Source organism: Neisseria sp. P0021.S006, assembly GCF_051956895.1.
The window spans coordinates 1-542 of sequence record NZ_JBQCWZ010000991.1 but is presented as its reverse complement, the minus strand read 5'-3'; the positions used below and the strand labels follow the sequence as shown (position 1 = coordinate 542).

Below are 542 nucleotides of genomic sequence, written 5' to 3'. Positions count from 1 at the left end.
TGGTTTACCACAACAAAATCGGTTCGCAAGCCGAGCGTATCGAGCGTCTGCAAAGCATTGCCGCCCATATCGCCAAAGCGTTGGGCGCGGATGCTGCCGCAGCCGAGCGCGCCGCACGTTTGGCCAAAGCAGACTTGGTGACCGAAATGGTCGGCGAGTTCCCCGAATTGCAAGGCACGATGGGCAAATACTACGCCCGCTTGGACGGTGAAACCGAAGAAATCGCCGAAGCCATCGAGCAACACTACCAACCGCGCTTTGCCGGCGACAACCTGCCAGAGGGCAAAGTGGCAACCGCCGTTGCTTTGGCCGACAAACTGGAAACCTTGGTCGGCATTTGGGGTATCGGCCTGATTCCGACCGGCGACAAAGACCCATACGCCCTGCGCCGCTCCGCATTGGGTATTTTGCGTATGCTGATGCAATACGGTTTGGACGTAAACGAACTGATTCAGACGGCCTTTGACAGCTTCCCGCAAGGTTTGCTCAACGAGAAAACGCCGTCTGAAACCGCCGACTTCATGCAGGCGCGTTTGGCCGTG

1 protein-coding gene is annotated in these 542 nt (G+C 57.7%); it reads left to right on the top strand.

Annotated features, from left to right (window positions below):
* A partial coding sequence (locus tag ACTHUM_RS18335) for a glycine--tRNA ligase subunit beta (protein WP_440403726.1) occupies nt 1–542 on the top strand: 542 nt, incomplete at both ends.